At 69.3% G+C, this 17931-nt stretch carries 16 protein-coding genes; 6 read left to right on the plus strand and 10 right to left on the minus strand.

Features of this window, described 5'->3' with window-relative positions; translation table 11 throughout:
• Nucleotides 1-221 precede the first annotated feature (221 nt).
• The 3 genes from ON41_RS35760 to ON41_RS35770 are packed head-to-tail and all read left to right on the plus strand — an operon-like array spanning nucleotide 222 to nucleotide 3890.
• On the plus strand, nucleotides 222-1577 hold the full coding sequence (locus ON41_RS35760; RefSeq protein ID WP_040753084.1) for an MFS transporter: 1356 nt from the start codon (nucleotides 222-224) through the stop codon (nucleotides 1575-1577).
• Nucleotides 1561-1893: an SCP2 sterol-binding domain-containing protein gene (locus tag ON41_RS35765; RefSeq protein ID WP_083905867.1), complete on the plus strand. Its 333-nt coding sequence runs from the start codon at nucleotides 1561-1563 to the stop codon at nucleotides 1891-1893. The genes ON41_RS35760 and ON41_RS35765 overlap by 17 nt, the downstream gene beginning before the upstream one ends.
• Nucleotides 1890-3890, plus strand: coding sequence for an amylo-alpha-1,6-glucosidase (locus tag ON41_RS35770; protein ID WP_040753092.1), 2001 nt, complete (start codon nucleotides 1890-1892; stop codon nucleotides 3888-3890). Before ON41_RS35765 ends, ON41_RS35770 begins: the two co-directional genes overlap by 4 nt.
• A 51-nt stretch (nucleotides 3891-3941) precedes the next feature.
• Here ON41_RS35770 and ON41_RS35775 read toward each other — a convergent pair whose 3' ends face one another.
• Both ON41_RS35775 and ON41_RS35780 read right to left on the minus strand, forming a co-directional pair.
• Entirely contained in the window at nucleotides 3942-5363 is a 1422-nt protein-coding gene (locus ON41_RS35775) for a hypothetical protein (RefSeq protein WP_051163231.1), read from the minus strand.
• Nucleotides 5364-5380: 17 nt separating this feature from the next.
• Nucleotides 5381-5899 carry an OmpA family protein gene (locus ON41_RS35780; RefSeq protein ID WP_040753095.1) on the minus strand — a complete coding sequence of 173 codons (519 nt, stop codon included), beginning with the start codon at nucleotides 5897-5899 and terminating at the stop codon, nucleotides 5381-5383.
• Between the two features lie 322 nt (nucleotides 5900-6221).
• On the opposite strand from ON41_RS35780, the gene ON41_RS35785 reads away from it, so the two are divergent.
• On the plus strand, nucleotides 6222-6800 hold the full coding sequence (locus tag ON41_RS35785) for a potassium channel family protein (RefSeq protein ID WP_051163233.1): 579 nt from the start codon (nucleotides 6222-6224) through the stop codon (nucleotides 6798-6800).
• Entirely contained in the window at nucleotides 6776-7672 is an 897-nt protein-coding gene (locus ON41_RS35790) for a membrane protein (RefSeq protein WP_040753098.1), read from the plus strand. The genes ON41_RS35785 and ON41_RS35790 overlap by 25 nt, the downstream gene beginning before the upstream one ends.
• Nucleotides 7673-7691: 19 nt before the next feature.
• Here ON41_RS35790 and ON41_RS35795 read toward each other — a convergent pair whose 3' ends face one another.
• Together ON41_RS35795 and ON41_RS35800 are read right to left on the minus strand one after the other, a co-directional pair.
• A complete protein-coding gene (locus ON41_RS35795; protein WP_040753103.1) occupies nucleotides 7692-8069 on the minus strand; it encodes an SHOCT domain-containing protein in 378 nt (125 codons plus the stop codon).
• An 86-nt stretch (nucleotides 8070-8155) separates the two neighbouring features.
• Nucleotides 8156-10702: an ATP-binding protein gene (locus tag ON41_RS35800; RefSeq protein WP_040753108.1), complete on the minus strand. Its 2547-nt coding sequence runs from the start codon at nucleotides 10700-10702 to the stop codon at nucleotides 8156-8158.
• Between the two features lie 105 nt (nucleotides 10703-10807).
• Between ON41_RS35800 and ON41_RS35805 the strand changes: the two genes are divergently transcribed.
• Nucleotides 10808-13363 carry an ATP-binding protein gene (locus tag ON41_RS35805; protein ID WP_040753112.1) on the plus strand — a complete coding sequence of 852 codons (2556 nt, stop codon included), beginning with the start codon at nucleotides 10808-10810 and terminating at the stop codon, nucleotides 13361-13363.
• 19 nt (nucleotides 13364-13382) lie between these two features.
• Here the strand turns inward: ON41_RS35805 and ON41_RS35810 are convergent, their stop codons facing one another.
• The 6 genes from ON41_RS35810 to recQ form a co-directional block, all read right to left on the minus strand.
• The gene (locus ON41_RS35810) at nucleotides 13383-14030 is read right to left on the minus strand and encodes a slipin family protein (RefSeq protein ID WP_040753114.1); all 648 of its coding nucleotides are present in this window, start codon (nucleotides 14028-14030) and stop codon (nucleotides 13383-13385) included.
• A 294-nt stretch (nucleotides 14031-14324) separates the two neighbouring features.
• On the minus strand, nucleotides 14325-14564 hold the full coding sequence (locus ON41_RS35815) for a WLR motif membrane protein (RefSeq protein WP_040753116.1): 240 nt from the start codon (nucleotides 14562-14564) through the stop codon (nucleotides 14325-14327).
• Nucleotides 14565-14641: 77 nt separating this feature from the next.
• On the minus strand, nucleotides 14642-14893 hold the full coding sequence (locus ON41_RS35820; RefSeq protein WP_040753118.1) for a WLR motif membrane protein: 252 nt from the start codon (nucleotides 14891-14893) through the stop codon (nucleotides 14642-14644).
• 75 nt (nucleotides 14894-14968) lie between these two features.
• The gene (locus ON41_RS35825; RefSeq protein ID WP_040753120.1) at nucleotides 14969-15277 is read right to left on the minus strand and encodes a hypothetical protein; all 309 of its coding nucleotides are present in this window, start codon (nucleotides 15275-15277) and stop codon (nucleotides 14969-14971) included.
• Nucleotides 15274-15510, minus strand: coding sequence for a hypothetical protein (locus ON41_RS35830; protein ID WP_040753122.1), 237 nt, complete (start codon nucleotides 15508-15510; stop codon nucleotides 15274-15276). Before ON41_RS35830 ends, ON41_RS35825 begins: the two co-directional genes overlap by 4 nt.
• 34 nt (nucleotides 15511-15544) lie before the next feature.
• Nucleotides 15545-17575, minus strand: coding sequence for a DNA helicase RecQ (gene recQ / locus ON41_RS35835; protein ID WP_040753124.1), 2031 nt, complete (start codon nucleotides 17573-17575; stop codon nucleotides 15545-15547).
• Nucleotides 17576-17931 lie beyond the last annotated feature (356 nt).

A 17931-nucleotide genomic window follows, 5' to 3' on the forward strand; every position in this document is an offset into this window, starting at 1 on the left:
ATCGGCGTCCGTGCCGGTAGCGTCTGAGTATTCCACTCCGGCGCGGGGAAGTTAGGGCACAACGTCCTCAATCGTGTGCCGATGTCTCGCAATGACTTTCGTCCCGAGTTCCGGGGTCCGAGTCCTCGGTGCCGCGCCGCGAACCCGACGTAGCCTGTGGCTCGGGTGCCATCGCCGCCACCGAGTCCAGGCCAGCGTCACCGAGACGACCACGGTGCGACATGCTGATCCCACTCGCTCTAGCCCAGTTCATCTGTAGCTTCGCCGGCTCCAACATGAACGTGATGATCAACGACATCGGCACGGACCTCGGTACGGACGTGCACGGTGTACAGATCGCCATCACGCTGTTCCTGCTCGTCATGGCCGCGTTGATGATTCCCGGCGGGAAGCTCACCGACCGGTACGGCCGCACGCGCTGCCTGACGGCGGGTCTGGCGCTGTACGGCGCCGGGGCCCTGGTGAGCGCGATCGCTCCCGGCCTCGGCGTGCTCATCCTCGGCTATTCCCTGCTCGAGGGTGTCGGCACGGCACTGCTGATTCCGCCGGTCTACATTCTCGCGACGCTGCTGTTTCCCGGAGTGTCGGCGCGCGCCCGCGCGTTCGGCATGATCAGCGCGGCGGGCGGCATCGGGGCGGCGGCGGGACCACTGATCGGCGGCCTGATCGCCTGGGCGATCAGCTGGCGGGCGGCGTTCGTCTTCCAGGCGCTGATCGTCGCGCTGATCGCCGTGCTCAGCAGGCGGATCGACGATCCGCTCGAGCCGCAACCCGATCGGCGCTTCGACCTGCTCGGGGCGCTGCTGTCCGCGGCCGGCCTCGTACTCGTCGTGACCGGCATCCTGGCCGCGAAGGACAGTCTCGTGGCGACGATCGTCCTGATGGTCGCCGGTGCGCTGATGCTGCTGTGGTTCTTCGTCTCCGTCCGTGCGAAGGAACGCGCGGGCGTCGAGCCGTTGCTGTCGACGGATCTGTTCCGCAGCCGCACCTCCGACCTCGGGCTCGTCACACAGCTGACCCAGTGGGCGCTACTCATGGGCGTCTCCTTCGTCGTCTCGGCATACCTCCAGGTCGAGCGGGGTTACAACCCGATCCAGACGGGAGTCGTGTTCACGGCGGCGACCGTCGGCCTGCTGGTCTCGTCGCTGGCCGCCCAGTGGCTGGCCGACCGGCTCGCCCAGCGAACACTGATCGTCACCGGGTTCGTGGTCACCGTCGCGGGTATCGGGACCCTGCTCTGGCTGGTTCACATCCTGTCCGGCGCCTGGGCGTTCGCGCCCGGACTGCTGATCATCGGCCTCGGTCTCGGCGGCATGCTGACGCCGTCGGTCAACGTCGTGCAGTCCAGCTTCGGCGACGAGTTGCAGGGCGAGATCTCCGGCCTCTCGCGCAGTGTCTCCAACCTCGGATCATCGCTCGGCACCGCGATCGCGGGCACCATCCTGGTCGCCGGCCTGACCTCATCGGCCGGTCGGGCGTACGCACTCGCAATGATCACGCTGGCCGCGGCGGGTCTGCTCGGACTCGTGGCCGCGACAGCACTTCCGGAAGGAGTTGAGGATGATGTCCATCGCTGAGTTCTTCGAAGGCCTGTCGCCCGGCCGCCACGAACCGCTGCTGGAGAAGGTCGACGCGACCATCCGCTACGACATCGTCGACGCCGGGCGGACCGAACACCGGCTGGTGGAGATCGACCGGGGTGACATCCGGGCGGCGGATCGGGAAAAGCCCGCGGACTGCGTATTACGCGGCGACCGCGCGGTATTCGACGACATCGTGGACGGTCGGGCCAGCGCGATGTCGGCGCTGCTGCGTGGCGTCCTGAGCGTCGACGGTGATCCGGAGCTGGTGGTGCTGACCCAGCGACTCCTTCCGCAGAGGAGCACGCCGTGAGTCAGGTACGGATTCTGGACGGCAATACGTTCGTGGTCAGCGACGAGCGGGCGGATATCGACGCGACGCCCACCGATCCGGTCGGGTTGTTCGCGTTCGACACCCGGTTCCTGTCGCGGTGGGTGCTGACCGTCGACGGGCACCGGCTGACCACGCTGTCGGTGGACGACCTGCGGTACTTCGAGAGCCGGTTCTTCCTCGTCGCGGGCACCGGCACGGTGTACGTCGACGCGAAGCAGACGGTGATCCGGGAACGGCGGGTCGGCGACGGATTCACCGAGCAGCTCACCATCCTCAACCACGACGAGCGCCCGGCGCAGCTGACGATCAGGATCGAGGCGGGCAGCGATTTCGCCGACCTGTTCGAGGTGAAGGACGCCCAGCCGAAGAAGGGCACCTATTCCGCAGCGGTGCGGGACGGACGGCTGGTGCTCTCGTACGAACGGGAGACCTTCCACCGCATCACGACGGTCTCGGCGAGCGAACCGGCCGAGATCGACGAGCGCGGGCTCGTGTTCGCCGTGCGGATCGAGCCGTCGGGGTCGTGGACGACGGAACTGCGGGTACGGCCGGAGATCGTCGGGGCGCCGAAACCCGTTGGGCCGCGCCGCAATATGCAACAGGACCTCGACCGCTGGCTGGCCCAAGCGCCCCGGCTTGTCACCGACTCCGAATCGCTGGAGGCGACCTACCACCGCAGCCTGGTCGACCTCGCGGCGCTGCGATTCACCCCGGCCATCGCCGGTACGCGCAGCCTGCCCGCGGCCGGTCTGCCGTGGTTCATGACCATGTTCGGCCGCGACAGCATCTTCACGAGCCTGCAGGCGCTGCCGTTCGCCCCCGAACTGGCGGCGACGACGCTGCAGGTCCTCGGCTCCTGGCAGGGCAGCCGCAGCGACGACTTCCGCGAGGAGGATCCGGGCCGGATCCTGCACGAGATGCGCTACGGAGAACTCACCGCGTTCCAGGAGAGACCGCACTCCCCCTACTACGGCAACGCCGACGCCACACCGCTGTACGTCGTGCTGCTGGACGAATACGAGCGGTGGACCGGCGACTCGGACCTGGTGTGCGAGTTCGAGCAGGAGGCGCGCGCCGCGCTGCGCTGGATCGACATCTACGCCGATCTCCAGGGCAACGGCTACATCTCCTACCATCGCCGCAACGAGGCGACCGGCCTGGAGAACCAGTGCTGGAAGGATTCGTGGGACTCGATCTCCTACCACGACGGCCGGCTACCCGGCTTCCCCCGCGCGACCTGCGAGTTGCAGGGATACGCCTACGACGCCAAGATGCGCGCCGCCCGGCTGGCCCGGCACTTCTGGAACGATCCCGACTACGCCGACGAGCTGGAGCGGGACGCGATCGCGCTGAAAAACCGGTTCAACAAGGACTTCTGGGTCGACGACGGCCGGTACTACGCGATCGCCCTGGACGCCGACGGCAGCCGGGTGGACGCCCTGTCGTCCAATATCGGCCATCTGCTCTGGAGCGGGATCGTCGACGACGCCAAGGCGCCCGCGGTGGCCGAGCACCTGCTCGGCCCGCGCCTGTTCTCCGGCTGGGGCGTGCGCACGCTGGCCGAGGGAGAAGCCCGGTACAACCCCATCGGATATCACGTGGGCACGGTCTGGCCGTTCGACAACTCGTTCATCGCCTGGGGGCTGCGCCGCTACGGTTACCGCGCGGAGGCCGCCCGCATCGCGGCCGCCAATCTGGCCGCGGCGGAATACTTCTCGGGCCGGTTGCCCGAGGCGTTCGGCGGCTACGAACGCTCGCTGACGCGATTCCCGGTCGAGTTCCCGACCGCGTGCAGCCCGCAGGCGTGGTCGACCGGCGCGCCGTTGTTGTTCCTGCGCACCATGCTGGGCCTGGAACCGCTCGGTGAGCACCTGCTCGTCGATTCGGCGGTGCCGCGCGAGATCGGCCGGGTCGAGTTGCTCGACATCCCCGGACGCTGGGGTCACGTCGACGCGTTCGGCCGCGGATTGACGTAAGCGAAAGCCGGTTGTCGCCGTCCGGGGCAGGGACGGCGACGACCGGCATCGTCATCGGATCGCGGTGTCCTGCGGAACACCCGGCCGGGCAACGACTTCCAGCAGCAGCAGGATCAGCACGGTGCCGAGCGTGAGCCACGCGACCGTTGTCCAGGACGGGTAGTTCAGATTCACGAGGATCAGCACCGCGACGGCCAGGACGAGCAGGCGGAGCAGTTTGAGATAGTGCGCCGCGAAGACCTCCACGCCGGTCGGGGGACGCGCGCTGCGCGGCCGGCGCACGAACTCGACCGCCTGCCTGATCCCAGCCCTCGCGCGCCGCGCGGAGGTCGACGAGCCCGTCAGGTAACCCGTAGCCGCCACGATCACGCCCAGCGCCGCCAGCGTGCGCAGACTGGTGCGCACGGGCTCGATCACGGCGCCGACGATCGTCGTCGCCGCCGGGGCGGGCAGCGTGTCCTGCGGAATCGCGCCGAGGATGTACTGCCGCCCGAAGAGCAGCAGCAACGCCAGCACCAGCATCGCCGCCACCGTGGTGAGCCCGACCAGCGACAGGGCCCGCAGCCGCCGCCCGGCCGGCGCCACCCACACCGCGCCGGCCGCGGTGGCCAGCGCCAGCCACGGCAGTGCGGTCCCGAGTCGATCGATCACGCGGACCGCCTTCTGCATACGCACCAGAGCGTCGGACTGGAAGAGCACGAACTGCTTGTCGAACGACGGCAGCCCGTCCAGGAAGGTGAAACCACGGTCGTCGAGCCGCTGCCGCACGACCGTGAGCACGTCCTGCAGCGAGATGCTGACGGTTCCGCTGCTGTCCACCTGGATGCCGGGTCTGGTCTCGCCGGTGGCCACCGCCACCAGAGCGTCGTGGGCCCGGCGGTTGGCGGCGACCCACAGCTGCTGGAACTGGCTGCTGGACACCACTTCCACGGCCGTCGTGTGGATGAAGCTCTCCGCCTGGGTGGCGACCAGACTCGGCAGGCTGTTCAGCGCCGCGGACACTCGCGGCCGGTCCGACACCGCCGACACGTTGTCGGTGAGCGCGCGCATCGCATCGGCGGTACGCGCCTTGATGTCGACGTTGGCGACGATCGCCTGGGTGATCTTGTCCGCGATCGCGCTCTGCACGGCGGGATCGGAACCCAGGGGCGTCACGATGGCGACGTATCGATCGGTATCGAGGACGATACTGCGCGACGTCCGCGCGACGACCGCCCCGATCATCAGCACGGCGGTCAGGACGAGCAGGATTCCCGTTGCGACCCAACGGAGTACGCCGGATCGATCCCGCCGCGGACGGGCCGCGACCAAGGCGCGCAGCCGCTCCAGCTCGGCGCGCTCGTCTTCGGAAAGCGGGTGCTCGTCGGCGGGCAACGCCTGCTCGGGGTGCGCGTCCTCGGACCGCCGCTCCTCCTCCGGCGTCGCCGGTCGATCGTCCTGCGGTGTGCGCTCTTCGTCCGGGCCCGGGTCCATCGTGGATTCCTATCGGCCTATCCGCCGACCACGGTGACGTGCGCCTGGTCGACCTGCACCGCCGGGTCGTTCGGATTCGCCGTGGACCGGACGGTAATGCGCGCGCGATCGACCCCGCCGTCGATGAGTTCGGCCGCGATATTGTTGCCGCGCGCCGCGGCCAGGGCGTTCGCCGCGGTGGGATCCGTGCCCTCGGCGTAGGTGTGGATCTCTATCCGGGTGTCGTTGCCGTTCAACGCCGCCGCGATCAGTTTCAGGGTCGCGTGGTCGATCGCGGTGAGGTCGGAACTGCCGGAGTCGAAGGTGATCGGCGTGGCGGCGAGGGCCCCGTTGATCACATCCTGAACCTTCTGCTGCGCGGCGTCGAGCGCGGTACTCACCATCGACGACGCGGTGGCCGCGACGCTGCTTCTCAGCGCGCTGTTGGACAGAGCGGTGGACGTCGCCGACCCGGAACTATTGTCCGACGAGCATGCCGCGGTGGTGACGAGGACAGTAGCCGCCGCGATACCGGCGATGAGTCCCGCGGATTTCATCGCATTCCCTCCCGGATAATTCTCGGATGCTACGCGTGCCGAGCCCGGAGCGACTCCCGATGAGTGCGTGCTGCACGTGCAGCCGACTGTTGATATTGATTCCGCACCACATCGATGGTGTGCGACCGAATCGATACTGACACGGAAGGATTGTGAACGAAACCTATCCCGGAATACTTCGACTTTCGCCATCGAGAGAGAGGACCTTCGTCATATTCCACATTCCGGCGACGCCGGTAGGGTGGTCCACAGTCAGCATTTATCGTGCATCCCGTATCAGCCTGACCACAGTGGCAGGCTGCCGATTCGAGGGGCGCCTCGGATGTCGATCGAGATAATCCCCCGAGACGGTTCGATTCGCGGCGGCCTGCTTCGGCGGGTGGTGTTGCCGCCGCTGATCACGACGACCGTACTGCTCCTTTCCTATTTCCTGCTGCCGTTCACCGGAATCCGGAAGGTGCAGTCCGCCGTCCTGCTCGCGGTGGGACTCGCGGCGGTGTGTGTGGTATGTGCCTGGCAGATACGCCTGGTGCTGCGCGACTCGAATCCGTTCGCCCGTGCCGCCGAGGCCTTGGCCGCGACACTGGGGTTGTATCTGGTGACCTACGCGACCGTGTACTACCTGATGTCCGAGGCCACACCGCAGGACTTCAATCAGCCGCTGACCCGGCTCGACGCCCTGTACTTCGGTGTCACCGTCTTCGCGACCGTCGGTTTCGGGGACATCGTGGCCACCGCCCAATCATCGAGGGCCGTCGTGCTCACGCAGATGGTGGGCAATCTCCTCCTCATCGGCTTGGCCCTGCGGCTGCTCACGGCGTCGGCGCGGCTGCGGCGGCAGCAACTGCAGAATCCCGCAGACCTCGAAGCCACGGCATGCGACCGGCGAAACTCCCGATAGCACGGCTGCGGAACACGATCGCGCCGGGCATCCAGCACACGTACGGCTGGTTGCGGGAGACCTCCTCCGGCCGCACGGTGTGGCGCGTTCTGGAACGGCTGATCGGGATCCAGCTCATCGATCGGGCGCTGGGGCTCGCCGCCAAGGGCTTCATCTCACTGCTCCCCGTGATCATCGCGGGGTCGATATTCACCAGCTGGAAATCGGCCGCGCATGCCCTCGACGACCAGCTCGGTTTCGAACCGTCCGCGGTGTCGGCCGGTCACGCCGGCGTCATCCCGACGCCCACCTTCGCGGCGTTCGGCGTGGCCGGATTGATCCTGGTACTCCTCGGCGGAACGTCGTTCGCTCGCGCACTGGGACGCGTGTACCGGGCCATCTGGGACGTTCCGGCGATCGGGGCCCGGGACTCCTGGCGATGGCTGGTCGCCCTGCTGACGGTGGCGGTCTCGGTGGGCACGGCGGGTGCGGTCCGGGGCCTCGTCTCCATCCCCTACGCGGGCCGGCCGCTGGCGTTGGCCGGGGAGTTCGTCGTGTGGACGCTCGTCTGGACCCTGGTGCCGTATCTGCTCACCAAAGGGGCGGTGCCCGTGCGGGTGTTGTGGGCGTGCGGGGTGCTCACCGGTGCGGGCCTGACGGCGGTGCGGGCCGGCGGCCGGGTCGTCCTGCCCGGGATCGCCGCCAATGCCCGCCGGCAGTTCGGGCCGCTCGGCCTCGGCTTCACCACGGTCAGCTGGTTCGTCGCGTTATCGATGGTGATCGTCGGCGCGGCGACGATCGTCGCGGCGCTCGCGCAGGACGAGGCGGCGCTCGGCCGATTCCTGCGCGGACCGGGCGACGGAAATGCCGCCGACGCCGACGACCACCGTTGATCGGACGCGGGGGACGGCGCTAAACGATGGCGTGGCCCTTGATCCGCTCGAATTCGTCCTCCGTGATGGTGCCCTCGTCGAGCAGTTTCTTCGCGGTGGCGATCTGCGTGGCCGGGGTGGTCGTCGTGGCGTCTCGAAGATATGCCTCCTGCGCCATCGCCTGGTTTCGATACGTCGCCTCGACATGCCGTTCGGCCATGTTCCCGCCCCGGACCACCAGATAGATCAGAGCGGTGATGAACGGGAATATCAGCAGCGTGACAACCCAGATCGCCTTGACCACACCGGACGTTTCCCGATCCCGGAACAGATCCGCGAAGATCGAGAAAAGCACCATGAGATAACAAATGAAGAAGAAGCTCATTATGATGAGCCAGAACACGTCCCAGAATGTCATGTCGAATACCCCTCTTTCGAGGATCGGTAGACCGAAGACCGGCAGTCGTCTGCTGTTGGCCCCTGCGCGAACAGCGCACAAATACGCTAACGACGGCCTTCTGGGACACACCAGGGCCGAAAGTCCCGTCGCGGTCCATCGCCGCGGTGGTCCACGGGCACCATCGGATGTATTTCCGCACGTGAACGGATCGACAGTTTCTTCAGAACCCTCGTGATCTGCGCCTCCACCGTGCGGCGTGAACTTCCCCGCCGTGCGGCTATCGCCGCATTGGTCCATCCGGCCGCCGCCAGCACGGCGACGTCGGCCTCGGCCGCGGAGAGCCGCTGCCACGGCGAGGTCCGTATGGGCCTGTCCGGACGGGCCGATCCGGATGGCCCCGGCGAAGGGACGTCGAGCGCCCACCGGGCCAGGTCGGCCAACGCCGGTCGCATCGATGTCCCGTCGCGCCGCGCGGCGTCGAATGCGTGCTGTCCGAGCGCTGTTCGAACGATCTCCGTCGCGCGCGAGGTTTCGGAAGCGAAGGGGCGCAGAGTGGTGATATCTATTCCGAGCTGCGTCCGCAGGGCGCGCAGACCGCCCAGCAGCCGGGCTACGTCGGCCGCGTATCGCATCGATTCAGGGCGCGCGGCGGACCGTGAACCGGCCGCGGCCAGTGCCCACGCGCACGCATGGGCAGCCCAGATCGCACCCCACGTGTCCCGCGTCAGCACCAGGCGCGCCAATGCCGTCCGGCCGGTGGCCACCGCCGCGCGCGGCTCGCCGTGCCTGGTCCGGGCGATCGTCCACGCCATCTGTGCCCAGGCTTCCACCCACTCGTCGCCCGAGCGTCCGGCGGTGTCCAGGAAGCGCGCGGTGTTCTCGAGGGCCTGGCCGGGCGGGCTCAACAATGCGGAGGCGAGCGCCGCGCACCCTTCGGTCATGGCGACGCCTCCGTGGTTGTTCGACGCGGAGAATTTGTCGCGGGCGCGTTCGAGAACATGGAGTGCGCCGAGGTCCTCGTGGTCGAACATCAGCACGGCCCCGATGGCGAACTCGAGGCGCGCGGGGAGTCCGACATCCCGGTCCGGATGCCGGCGCCACGCGTCGCGGTCATCGATGCCGACACCGCACAGTTCGACGCAGCGTTCGATCAGTCTCCGAGTGTCCTCGGGCCTCCCCTGGCACAGATTGATGCGCGCGATCAACACCATCGCCGAGACCTGGAGAGCGACCGGCTCCGGCCGCGCGCCCCGGGTGGCCGCCAGGGTCCGCTCGGCCCATCGGCGAGCGTCCCGCAACCGGCCGTTGATGAACGGGACCTCGTGGGCGAACAAGCCGGTCGCTATCTCGAGCCCGACCACCGCTCGATCCGGCGTGGACAGACTGGTCTCGAGGGCCAGCAGGAGGTTGTCCCACTCGTCCAGCGCCCAGCCGAGCAGCCGCCGGTCACGGGTGCCGAACCAGGCGGCGGCCGACTCGGCGATCCTGTCGCGGTAGTGGCGGCCGTGTTCGGCGCACAGCCGCGACGGTTCGGATTCGGCTCGCTCACACAGCCTTCGATGCGCGAAGACCCGAATATTCTCCGACATCGAGTACCGGGGCGCGGTTCCCGACTCGTTCACGATCACCAGAGATCGTTCACCCAGCTGTTCCAGCAGCGGCCCTGTCTCGGCCGGCTCCAGACGGTCCCCCGCATCGTCGGTCCCGCCGCAGACAGCTTGTATCGCAGCCGTTTCCACGCCCGCGTTGCGGACGAGATCCTCTCCCGGTTCGTCGTCGGGGTTGCTGTCGTACCCGGGGGCGAACACCGACATCCGCTCGAGCAGAAGACGTTCGGGGTCGCTGCACAGATCGAACGACCATGCGATGGCATCGGCGATGCCGTAATGGCGTTCCTCGACGCCGCCACGAGGACCGCGCGGCCACCGAAGCCGGCGATCGGTGGCCGTGCCGCTGAGATCCTCGAGCATCGCGCCCAGCGACTGCCGTCGCAGCCGCGCCGCCGCCAACCGGATGGGGAGCGGTTGATTGCCCAGATGCGTGCAGATCGACTCGACCACCGCGAGCTGATCGTCCTCGATGACAGTGCCCGTCAGAGTCGCCCGGCGGCGGAAAAGCGTCACTCCTTGCCCGTGTGTCAACGGCGGGACGGGCAGAATCCGCTCCTCCGGCCGCTCGAGAGGCTGGCGGCTGGTAGCCACTACCGTCAGCTCGGGAACGGCGTCGAGCAGTCGTACTATCACCGAGGCCACACTGTCGCGCAGATGCTCGCAGCTGTCGACAACCACCACGGTCTGGGCGGCCCGGCCCTCGGAGTCTCGCTGATCGAGCGTCTCGACCAGCGTGTGCCAGGACGATCCGGTGGCGAAGCCGGTATCGGCGACCGAGCGCACCAACTCGTCGACGATCGCCTCCGGGCCTGCGCCGGCCGGAAGCCGGGCCAGCCGCCCCCAGAGCACCGGTACGCCGCGGGCGCGTCGATACCGCCGCACCGCCTCGGTGACCAGCCGGGTCTTACCGATGCCTCCCGCGCCGACCACGGTGATCAGGGGCGTCCGGGCCAGCAGCAGCGCCGCCAGCCGGTCCGATTCGGGCTCGCGGCCGACGAAGGCATCGGCGCCTTCGGCCGCCCGGCTCTCACGATGCGGCACTCGGCACTTCCTTCTCGATATCGCGTGATCGGACGCTGGCTCGCGGGATCCTAACTCGGCGGCGACACGGCGATCGAGGAGATCACCTGCCGGTTAAGGTGAATCGTGACGCAAGATCGCAGGCGAGCGTTCCGGGAGGATGCAGAGGATTCGAAGGGCGCGCTGCCCACGATCTCCGACGCGTTCGTCGGACGCGAGCGCGAGATCGATCTCGTCACCACGCTGCTACTGGGCGCCGCGCCGCTGGTCACGATCGTGGGATCGGGCGGGATCGGCAAGACCCGTCTGGCCGCCGAGGCCGCGCACCGCCTGACCGAGGCGGCGCGGGCACGGGTCTCCTGGGTCCGGCTGGCGTGTCTGGCGAGCGGCACCGACGCCGCCACGGTCGTCGACGAGGTCGCCCGGTCCGTGATCGACACCGACTTCTCCGGCCGGTCCGCGTGGCAGGCCCTCATCGATACGCTCGGCGATCGCGATGCCGACCGCACCGCGCCGCGCACCGTACTCGTGCTGGACGGCTGCGAACACGTGCAGGCCGGCGCGGGCGCGGTGATCGCCGACCTGCTCGACGCCCGGTCCGATCTGAGCGTGCTGGTCACCAGCCGTGCACCGATCGGCTGGGTCGACGAACGGCTGGTCCCCCTGCCGCCCCTGACGAGCGAGCAGGCATTGGCGCTGTTCCGGCAGCGCGCCGCACTGACGGGCACCGTCATCGACGAGAGTCAGGCGGCCGCAGCGAGATCCGTCTGCGCGCGATTGGACAACTATCCGCTCCACATCCGGCTGGCCGCGGCGCGGTTGCGCCGCCGGCCGCTGACCATGGTCCTGCGGGATCTCGACGGCGGCATCGCCGACCGCCGAATGCGCTGGGCGGGGCCGAGAACCGGCATCGAGGAGCGGCACCAGACCATCCACGACATGATCAGCTGGTCGTACGAGCTGTGCACGGCAGACGAGCGGTTGCTGTTCGAACGCATGTCGGTGTTCGCCGCGGGATACGGCGCCGACCCGGAGGAGGGCGGGCCGCCGGACGTGGGCGCACATCTTCCGGCGATCCGAGCCGTGTGCTCGGGTCCCGACCGCACCGGTCGCGATCTCCCGGCCGACGAGATCGAGGGCCTGCTGGAACAATTGATCGACCAGTCGCTCGTCTCGTTGCATCCGGCGCCCGACGTCGCACGCTATTCGATGCCGGAGAGTTTCCGGGTCTTCGCGAGCCACCGCCTGTACGAGCGGGACAGCGCCGAGCCACAGCGGCTGGCGGCTCGGCACCGTCGCTACTACCGCGACGCCGTGACAACCGCCGCGGCGCAATGGTTCAGCGATCGCGAAGAACAGTTGCTGGAGTGGGCCCGCGCGGCCGGGGACAATCTCCGGCTCGCGATCGACAGCAGCCTCGCCGAACCGGCCGAAGCTGTTGTCGGACTGGAGATCTCGACTGGGCTGATCGCGCTGCGGGCGCCGTTCTTCACGGGAACGTTGCGCGAATCCCGCGACCGGGTCGAGCGAGCGCTGGAGGCGGCGCGTACCGCCGAACCCCCGCCGACCGCCCTCATGGTCGGCGCGCTGGCCTCGATCGCGTGGATCAGCCTGTGCCAGGGACGTCCGCGCGAGGCCGAGCAACTCCTCGACCGCTGCCTGGACCACTGTCTCCCCGATCCCGCGGCGCGCGCGGCATGGCATCGAGACCCCGGGATCGATCTGGGTCTTCCCGCACCGGTGGAATTCGCCTCCGGCGTCGCACTTCTGCTCGTACATCACGATATTCGAGCCGGCGCGGTGTTCGAGCGCGCTCGGACGAAGTTCGCCGCCGCGGGCGATCACGGTGGGGCCGCGACGAGTCAGCTGTTCGAGGCCCTGACAGCCGCGTTCCTCGGCACCGCCGACCAAGCGCTCGCCGTCACGCGCCATCACCTCGACAGCGTCGGCCGGTCCGAGGCGCAGTGGGCCGCGTCCTGGGCCGAACTCGCCCGGGGGATCGCCCAGACCAGACACGGTGACCCGCGCCGAGCGTTGACGGCGTTGCGGGCGGCGCTGATCCGGCAGGTCGCGATGGGCGACTCCTGGGGAACCGTCTGGGCCGTGCACATTCACACGTGGGCCATGGCCCGCCTGATCACCACCGAAGAGGGCCCGTCGAGCGAAAGATCCGCCCGCGCAACACGAATCGCGCACCTTCTCGGCGGCGCGGCCGCCATGCGCGACCAGGTCGGCGTGGACCTGACGCATCTCGGCCCCTTCGCTCACGAAACCGAGCGGGCTACCCGAATCACCCGAGAACTCTTGGGAGAGAAGGCATTCGACATCGCCTGGCGGGAATGGTTCACGCGCCGCCCCGTGATCACGGAGGTGACCGCACTGGCCTTGGACACGTGGCACCGAGATCCGGACACCTCGGCGGAACTCCCCTCTCCTGCCCGGCCCTCGCCCTCCGCGTGGGATCACCTGTCCACCGCCGAAAAGGCCGTCGCGGTACTGGCCGCGGCAGGCTGGACGAACACCGCCATCTCGGCCCGCCGCGGCAGCTCACCCAGGACCGTCGATACACAGGTGGCGGCGGTACTCCACAAACTGTCGATCACCTCACGCGACAACATCCTCCCCTTCGTCCCGGCCGACCAGCGCAAACGCATTCAGACCGAGCTGGGCGACGGGCAGTAGGAAACCGTCCGTCCGGCGCTCATGCCCGGTCGCGCGGGTCCAGCACCACCTGGGTGCCGGGGGTCGCGGCGACCTGCAGGGTGCGCAGGCGGAGCAGGGCCGGGTTCTCGTCGAGCAGGCGGGCCGTATTGGCCAGCGAGCGCAGGGCGGCCGCCTCGGCGCGCGCCCGCTCGAGGTCGGCGCGGCCGCGCTCCTTGGCCAGGACGGTCTCGAGGGCGGCCTTGCGCAGCTCGCCCGGCAGCATCAGGTCCCGGGCACGCAGGCTCGACACCCGGATGCCGATCCCGGTCGCGGCGGCGGCCACCTCCTCGGCGCCCGCGAGCAGGGCCCGGTCGGCGACCAGCTCGTCGAGGGTGTGCGCGGCGACCTTGTCGCGGGCGGCCTCCTGCACGGCGGCGTACAGCACCGACTCCGGGTACTGGGCGCCGACGGTGAACTCGACCGGATCGGTGACGACCCAGGCCACGGTGAAACTGGCCCGCAGCGACAGGCCGTCGCGGGTGAGGAGTTCCTGCCCGGTCACCTGCGTCTGGCGCGGGCGCATGTCGACGGTGACCAGCGCGCACCGGCGCTGGTCGTAGCGGTGGCGGCCGGGCTCGAGAACCTTCTCGAGCGTGCCGTCGCGGTACAGCAGCGTGCGCTGCCACTCCATCACGGTCGTGAACATCACGAAACTCCTTCCCCCGCATGACTGTTCGCGTGGATACGACCCGTCCGGTCACGGCGCGCGGCGGGGGCCTCCCCCGTCACGGGACGGGGAGCCCGCAGAGCCGCGGCGCCGCGGAGCGACCGGACGGGACGCACCACAGGTAGAGGATTCGAACCCCGACAGACTTTCGGTCTGTGTTACCGGAGGCCGCACCGACGCGGGGAACGCGGGACCGGAGATTCCGGTGCGCCCCTTGTTGACGGCCGAGATCAACGGTAAAGACACGCACCGGAATACGCGAACGAATTTCGGCTAGGGATGCACCTCGAGCCACAGAATGAACAGTCCCACCCACAGGAGTATCAGCACGATCGTCGACACCCGCGGACGGCCCAGCGCCCGCCGGGCGTGCGGGCGCAGCCAGCCCTCGTCGACGGTGCCCTCGGTCATGTGCGCGCGGACCGCACCCGGCGGATCGGGTGCGTCGCCCGAGCCGGAGCCCGGATCCGAGGACTGATCGGAGCGGTCACCGCCGCCCTGGTCGTGGGTCATGGCGGCACGCTATCCGCCCGGCCCGCGATGTGTGGCCGATTCGCGCGGTCGCGAGGGGCGTGTCATGGGATTCCCGTCTATCCGCCGGGCCGCACCTGCAGATACAGGACGAGCACCGCGACCCAGACCGACATCAGCACCATTGTCGAGACGCGGGGCAGGCCCAGCAGCCGCCGCAGGCGCGGGGTACTCCGCGCGGGCGGTGTTCCGACGCCGACCGGGCCCGCCTCCTGCTGCCCGATCTGGACCGTACTCTCCGAGGGCGCGAAGGCGGCCTGGCCGGCGGGGAGACCGTTCCCGGCAATCACATCGTCGTCACCTAGCGCCATACCCGAACGGTACCCAGATTCAGGGGCGGAATAAACGCCGTACGAATGGTTCCGGTCGGTCGCGCTAGCACGCGGCTACCGGAAATGCCGGGCGAGCCGGGCCGCGATATCGGCCATCACGGCGTCGTCGACCGTCGCGATCGGCTCACCCCGCAACCAGTCGGTCGGCACCGTGGTCGGCGTCGCCAGCACCGCCGCGCCCACCCGGCCCAGCTGGTAGAGGTACGCGCCCGCCGCCGGGAACTGCGGGCCGACGACCTCGACCACGATCCGGCGATCGGGCTGATCGGAGTTGTAGTCCTCGCCCGAGACGATCAGATACATGACGCCGCCGGGTATCAGGCTGTCCTGGCTGAGGATGACCTCCCCGCGGTCTGCGGTCACCCGGTGCCGCCGCGGGTCGCCGCGAGAATCGCCGCCTGCCGCTTCGCCCACTCGTCACCGAGTAGGCCGTAGCGCCGCAGCACCGCCGAGTCGGTAGCGCAGGCCGCCCGCCAGGCGGCCCGGTCCACGACGCCGGCGATCCAGGTGGACAACGGCATTCCCGCGGCCGCCGCGGCCGTGCGCGCTGCCTCGGCAGTGGCATCCGGCATCGTGATCGACAGCCTGGTCGTCATGCACCGGTATCTTACCGGCGAGCTGCGGTGCTGCTCAGTAGTTTTCGTCCGGCGGGGGCTCGAAATCCCAGTCCGGCGGCGGCTCGTGATCCCAGTCGGGCGGGGGCTCGGGTTCGGCCTGCCGTTTGGCGGACCGCGTGGGCGCGGACTGCCGGGGCGGCGGCGCATTCCGGGGCGGGGCGTCCGCGCCACCGGCGATCACCTCTAGCACGCCGTCACCGTATTTGGCCCGCTTGTTCTCGCCGATACCGCTGATAGAGCCCAGTTCGGCGAGGTTCGCGGGCTTGCGGGCGGCGATCTCGCGCAGGGTGGCGTCGTGGAAGACGACGTAGGCGGGGACGCCCTGCTCCTTGGCGGCCGACGCGCGCCAGGCGCGCAGCCGCTCGAACAGGTCGGCGTCGGCCGGGGAGAGATCCGCGGCGGCGGGGCGAGCGGCCTTGGCGCGCGGGGCCTTGGCGAGCTTGGCCCGCTCGGGTTCGCGGCGCAGCTTCACCTCGCGCCCGGAGAACAGCACCTCGTTGCTGGCCTCGGTCAGGGTGAGCACGCCGTACTCGCCGTGCACCGCGAGCAGCCCCTGCGCGAGCAGCTGGCGGACGACGCCCCGCCACTCCGTATCGCGCAGCTCGGTGCCGACACCGAACACCTTGAGCTCGTTGTGGCTGTGCTGCAACACCTTCGGGTTGGACTTGCCGATCAGGATGTCGGTGATATGCCCCGCGCCGAAGCTCTGGCCGCGCTCGCGCTTGAGCCGCAGCACCGTCGAGAGCACCTTCTGCGCGGCGACGGTGCCGTCCCAGGATTCGGGCGGATTCAGGCAGGTGTCGCAGTTGCCGCACGGCTCGCCGGTCTGGCCGAAGTACTTGAGCAGCTGGGTGCGGCGGCACTGCACGGTCTCGCACAGCGCGAGCATGGCGTCCAGGTGCAGCTGGAGCTGCCTGCGGTGCGCGGCGTCGCCCTCGGAGTTGTCGATCAGCTTGCGTTGCTGCACAACGTCGTTGAGGCCGTAGACCATCCAGGCGGTGGAGGGCAGCCCGTCGCGCCCGGCGCGGCCCGTCTCCTGGTAGTAGCCCTCGACGGATTTGGGCAGGTCGAGGTGGGCGACGAAGCGCACGTCGGGTTTATCGATACCCATGCCGAAGGCGATGGTGGCGACCACGACCAGACCGTCCTCGCGCAGGAATCGCGACTGGTTCGTGGCGCGGGTGCGGCTGTCCAGGCCCGCGTGGTACGGCACCGCCTCGATGCCGTTGCGGGTCAGGAATTCCGCCGTCTTCTCCACCGAATTGCGCGACAGGCAGTAGACGATGCCCGCCTCGCCCGGGTACTCGGTGCTGATGAAGTTGAGCAGCTGCTGATCCGGGCGGTTCTTCGGCTCGATGCGGTACTGGATGTTGGGCCGGTCGAAGCCCGCGACGAAATGCTCGGCGCCGGTGAGATCCAGGCGTTCGGCGATCTCCTTGCGGGTGGCCTCCGTCGCCGTCGCGGTCAGCGCGATGCGGGGGACGTCGGGCCAGCGCTCGTGCAGGATCGACAGCGCCAGATAGTCGGGCCGGAAGTCGTGGCCCCACTGCGAGACACAGTGCGCCTCGTCGATCGCGAATACCGAGACCTTGGCCCGGTCGAGCAGTTGCAGCGTCGAGTCGATGCGCAGCCGCTCGGGCGCGAGATACAGTACATCCAGCTCGCCCGCGACGAACTGCGCCTCGACCGTGCGGCGCTCGTCGGGATACTGCGTGGAGTTGAGGAATCCGGCCCGCACCCCGAGCGCGTTGAGCGCGTCGACCTGGTCCTGCATGAGGGCGATGAGCGGCGAGACCACCACGCCCACGCCGGGCCGCACCAGCGCCGGGATCTGGTAGCACAGCGACTTGCCCCCGCCGGTCGGCATCAGGACCAGCGCGTCGCCGCCGGAGATCACCCGGCCGACGATGTCGGCCTGTAGCCCGCGGAAGCTGTCGTATCCGAAGACGCGACGCAGAACATCATGCGCCGCATCGGAATTCGAACCCGCACCGGGCTGATCGACCACCGTCTCGAGCGTCTCCGGGGAACTCACCCTGGCCATCCTACGGATGCGCGCCGCCGAGTCGACCCCCCGCTCGATTCCCGCACCCCTTCCACGTTCCCGCACCCTCTCCAGTCACTGTCCGAGCGGTTTCCGGCCAAAAGCATGCCGGAAACAAGTGCGTGCGCGCGGGCCGGAGCGACGAGGGCGCGCGCGGACCGGAGCGACCAGGGTGCGCGCGGACCGGAGCGACCAGGGCGCGCGCGGACCGGAGCGACCAGGGCGCGCGCGGACCGGAGCGACCAGGGCGCGCGCGGACCGGAGCGACCAGGGCGCGCGCGGACCGGAGCGACCAGGGCGCGCGCGGACCGGAGCGACCGAGGGCGCGCGCGGACCGGAGCGACCGAGGGCGCGCG

The sequence above is a fragment of the Nocardia transvalensis NBRC 15921 genome (genome assembly GCF_000308875.1).
Classification (GTDB): domain Bacteria; phylum Actinomycetota; class Actinomycetes; order Mycobacteriales; family Mycobacteriaceae; genus Nocardia; species Nocardia transvalensis.